Source organism: Virgisporangium ochraceum, from assembly GCF_016863655.1.
GTDB classification, from domain to species: Bacteria; Actinomycetota; Actinomycetes; order Mycobacteriales; family Micromonosporaceae; genus Virgisporangium; species Virgisporangium ochraceum.
On the sequence record NZ_BOPH01000064.1, the window covers coordinates 1 to 4,129 of the forward strand.

The 4,129-nt window shown below is 70.1% G+C and carries 4 protein-coding genes; 3 read left to right on the plus strand and 1 reads right to left on the minus strand.

The window, feature by feature from the left end; translation table 11 throughout:
* Positions 1–146 precede the first annotated feature (146 nt).
* The gene (locus Voc01_RS22615; protein WP_203929509.1) at positions 147–890 is read right to left on the minus strand and encodes a pyrimidine reductase family protein; all 744 of its coding nucleotides are present in this window, start codon (positions 888–890) and stop codon (positions 147–149) included.
* Positions 891–974: 84 nt separating this feature from the next.
* Here Voc01_RS22615 and Voc01_RS22620 point away from each other — a divergent pair, with 84 nt between their 5' ends.
* From Voc01_RS22620 to Voc01_RS22630, 3 genes are all read left to right on the plus strand, one after another.
* Positions 975–1,520, plus strand: a complete 546-nt coding sequence (locus Voc01_RS22620) for a plasmid pRiA4b ORF-3 family protein (RefSeq protein WP_203929512.1) — start codon at positions 975–977, stop codon at positions 1,518–1,520.
* A gap of 110 nt (positions 1,521–1,630) precedes the next feature.
* The gene (locus Voc01_RS22625) at positions 1,631–2,998 is read left to right on the plus strand and encodes a GH1 family beta-glucosidase (RefSeq protein ID WP_239160406.1); all 1,368 of its coding nucleotides are present in this window, start codon (positions 1,631–1,633) and stop codon (positions 2,996–2,998) included.
* Complete coding sequence (locus Voc01_RS22630) at positions 2,995–4,029, plus strand: LacI family DNA-binding transcriptional regulator (RefSeq protein ID WP_203929511.1); 1,035 nt, start codon at positions 2,995–2,997, stop codon at positions 4,027–4,029. Before Voc01_RS22625 ends, Voc01_RS22630 begins: the two co-directional genes overlap by 4 nt.
* The last annotated feature ends 100 nt before the right edge of the window (positions 4,030–4,129 follow it).

A 4,129-nucleotide genomic window follows, 5' to 3' on the forward strand; every position in this document is an offset into this window, starting at 1 on the left:
CAACGATCAAGGCGACCGGCACAGACCTGGTGGGCGGATTTGCGATGACGGACAGTGCCGGTGGGAGTCCGTGGGAGCCGAAATGTCGGCTTTGCCCATTCTGTGACGGCCCGCGAACCTGCGACTCGGGAGACTGGGGGCGGGTATCAGGGGCGGGTGTAGCGGAGGAGAAGCAGGTTGCCGGCTGTCAGGGCGTGGCGGAGGGCCAGGGGGCGGGCGGCCTCCGGTGGCCGGCCGGCGGTGATCCGCGCCGGGCCGGGGCCGACCAGGGTTGGCGAGACGGTCAGGTCGAACTCGTCCACCAGGTCGGCGGCGGTCAGGGCACCGAGCAGGTGCGGGCCGCCCTCGCAGAGGATCTGGCCGAAGCCCAGATCGCGCAGGATGTCGAGTCCGCCCTTCAGGTCGACCTCCTCGTCGCCCAGGGCGAGGACGTGCGCGACCTCCGCCAGCGCCGCGCGGCGCTCGGGTGGTGAGGCCGCCGACGTGAGGACCATCGGGCGGACCGGGGCCTCGGTGAACATCGACGAGGCGGGGTCGAGGTCCAGCCGGCGGGACACGATCACCAGCATCGGATTTTCCGGCCGGCCGTGCGCGACCCGCCAGTCCTCGCGGCGCTCGCCGAGACGGATCGCGCCGTAGCTCTCGTGGCGCAGCGTGCCGGCACCCACCATCAGGGCGTCGCAGGTCATCCGGAGCAGCCCGAAGACCCGCTTGTCGGCCTCGTCGGAGATGCCGGCGGAAAAGCCGTCGGCCGCGGAGACCGCACCGTCGACGCTCGTGACGAAGTTGACCCGCAGCCAGGGTGCGCCGGGGTCGGTGGCGTACGCGGCCAGCAGGTCGTCGTCGGCGAGGGGAACCTCGCCGCGCTCGAACTGGACGATCTTCGTCACGCGCCGATCACGCCAGATAGCGTGCACCGACGTGCGGCGACGGTCAACAATGTCGACACCCGCGCCATCGGACCGAAGGACGCCATGCAACGCCGTCGCATCTATCAGCTCAAGGTCACCCTGGTCGACACCGAGCCGCCGATCTGGCGCCAGCTCCTGGTGCCCGGCGGGTTCACCCTCGACCGGGTCAGCCGGGTCATCCAGCTCTCCCTCGGCTGGCAGGGCTACCACCTGCACAGTTTCGAGATCGACGGCGAGCAGTACGGCGAGCCCGACCCGCTGGAGGAGCTGGAGCTCGAGGATGAGCTCGAGGTGCGGCTCGACGCGATCGCCACCGAGGGAAAACAGTTCACCTACGTCTACGACTTCGGCGACTGGTGGGAGCACGAGGTGCTGGTCGAGCGGGTCTTCGACGCCGATCCCGACGAGCGGTACCCGGTCTGCCTGGCCGGCGAGCGGGCAGGTCCGCCGGAGGACGTCGGTGGCGCCAGCGGGTACGCCGACCTGCTCGCGGTCCTCGCGGATCCGGCCAAACCGGACCCCGCGAACCTGCGCGACTGGCTGGCCGACTTCGAACCGGACCGGTGGGACGCCGCTCAGGCATCCACGCTATTGCGAAGAATGACCTAAGCTCCCAGTGGGAGCGCTCCCACCCCTCGAGCGCCCGCGCTCCTGACCTGCCGTGTGGCGATGTGGTACACGGGAGGTCAAGATCGCCAATATCGACGAAAGGTGACCGCGTGACAGCCCTGCCAGCGGACTTCGTCCTCGGTGCCGCCACCGCCGCTTACCAGATCGAAGGAGCGGCAGCCGAAGACGGCCGCACGCCGTCGATCTGGGACACGTTCTCCCGTACCCCGGGGAAGGTGCTCGAAGGGCACACCGGTGACGTCGCCTGCGACCACTACCACCGCCTCGACGAGGACCTTGACATGATCAAGGACCTCGGCCTCCAGGCCTACCGTTTCTCCACGTCCTGGTCGCGGGTGCTTCCGGGCGGCGGAAGCAGACCCAACCCGAAGGGCCTCGACTTCTACAACCGGCTCGTCGACGGCCTGCTCGAACGCGGCATCGAGCCATACCTCACGCTCTACCACTGGGACCTCCCCCAGGAACTCGAAGACGCGGGTGGCTGGCCCAACCGCGACGTGACCCAGCGGTTCTGCGAGTACGCCCTGGTCATGCACGACGCCCTCGGCGACCGGGTGCGGAAGTGGACGACCTTCAACGAGCCCTGGTGCTCGTCGTACCTCGGATACGCGGCCGGCGTCCACGCGCCGGGTCGTACCGACAACACGGCCGACTCCGTTCCGGCGCAGCATCACCTGCTGCTCGCCCACGGACTCGCGGCCCGCGAGCTGAAGACCCGGGGTGCGGAGGTGGGCATCACGCTCAACCTGTACGCCGTCTCCCCGGAGACCGACTCCGAGGCGGACGCCGACGCGGCCCGCCGCATCGACGGCCTGTGCAACCGCATCTGGCTGGAGCCGGTGCTGCTCGGGCGGTACCCGGAGGACCTGAAGCAGGACCTCGCACCGCTCACCGACTTCAGCTTCGTGCGCGACGGCGACCTCGACGTGATCAAGGCGCCGCTCGACTTCCTCGGCGTGAACTACTACAGCCGGCACGTGGTCTCGGGGACGCAGGTGGCCGAGCGGGAGAGCCGCATCGGCGAGGCCAGCGCCTACCCGGGCAGCGAGTTCGTCCAGTTCGTTCACCGGCCGGGGGTGCCGGTGACCCACATGGACTGGGAGATCGACGCGCAGGGCCTGTACGAGGTGCTCCAGCAGGTCAACGGGTACACGTCCCTGCCGATCTACATCACCGAGAACGGCGCCGCGTTCGACGACAAGCTCGACGCCGACGGCAAGGTCAACGACCAGGACCGCATCGACTACTTCGAAGGCCACCTCGGTGCCTGCGCGCAGGCCATCGAAGCTGGTGTACCGTTGCGCGGTTACTTCGCCTGGTCCCTGATGGACAACTTCGAATGGGCCTGGGGGTACACCCGTCGATTCGGCATGGTGTACGTCGACTATGAGGACTCGCAGCGCCGTGTCCCCAAAGCCAGTGCACACTGGTACTCGGATGTGATCAGGAACCGATGACCCGAGCCCGACCCGCCGGCATGCGCCCGACCCTCGACGAGGTCGCGGCGCGTGCCGGCGTGGGCCGCGGCACCGTCTCCCGTGTGGTCAACGGCTCGGCTCAGGTGAGCCCGCAGGCCCGCGAGGCCGTGCAGCGCGCCATCGACGAGCTGGGCTACGTGCCCAACCGCGCCGCCCGCGCCCTGGTCACCCGCCGTACCGACTCCGTGGCCCTTGTCGTATCCGAATCCGAGGAGCGCGTCTTCGGCGAGCCGTTCTTCGCCGGTGTGGTGCGCGGCATCAGCGCCGAGCTCGCCACCACCCCGCTCCAGCTCTGGCTGGCGATGGCCCAGTCGCCGCCCGAGCGGCAGCGGGTCGAGCACCACCTGACCACCCAGCACGTCGACGGCGTCATGCTGCTCTCGCTGCACGGCGCAGACCCGCTGCCGGCCATGCTCGGCGAGCGCGGCCTGCCCACCGTCCTGGGCGGCCGCACCGTCAGCGCGATCGCGCCGCACTGGCCGGTCCGGTGGGTCGACAGCGACAACGAGGGCGGTGCGCGCACCGCCGTCGAGTACCTGATCTCCACCGGCCGGCGGCGGATCGCGCACATCGCCGGCACTCAGGACATGGCCGTGGGTATCGAGCGCCTGTCCGGCTACCGGGCCGCGTTGGCCGTCGCGGGCCGTCCCGCCTCGCCGCTGCTCGTCGAGGCCGGCGACTTCAGCGAGGCCAGCGGTGCCGAGGCCACGCACGCGCTACTGGCGCGGGCGCCCGACGTCGACGCGATCTTCGTCGCCAGCGACGTGATGGCGTGCGGCACGCTCCGGGCGCTTCGGGAGGCCGGCCGCCGCGTTCCCGACGACGTCGCGGTCGTCGGCTTCGACGACGCGTGGGTGGCCAAGCAGTCCGACCCGCCGCTGACCACGGTGCACCAGCCGATCGAAACGATGGGACGCGCGATGGCGCGCCTCCTGTTCAACCTGATCAACGGCGACGAGGTCTCCGACATCCTGCTGCAGACGCACCTGGTGCACCGGGCCTCCGCGTAGAGGGGGCCCGGTGCATACCGGGGGCCAGGCCAGTAGTGCTTTGTCAGGTTCGCGAGACGCGGTGTGGCGCAACGCCTTCAGCGACGCCCCTCTTTCCGCC

What these genes read in the sequence shown, in the direction of transcription:
- Voc01_RS22620 (WP_203929512.1), top strand. Translation starts at nt 975, where the DNA reads ATGCAACGCCGTCGCATCTATCAGCTCAAGGTCACCCTGGTCGACACC.
- Voc01_RS22630 (WP_203929511.1), top strand. Translation starts at nt 2,995, where the DNA reads ATGACCCGAGCCCGACCCGCCGGCATGCGCCCGACCCTCGACGAGGTC.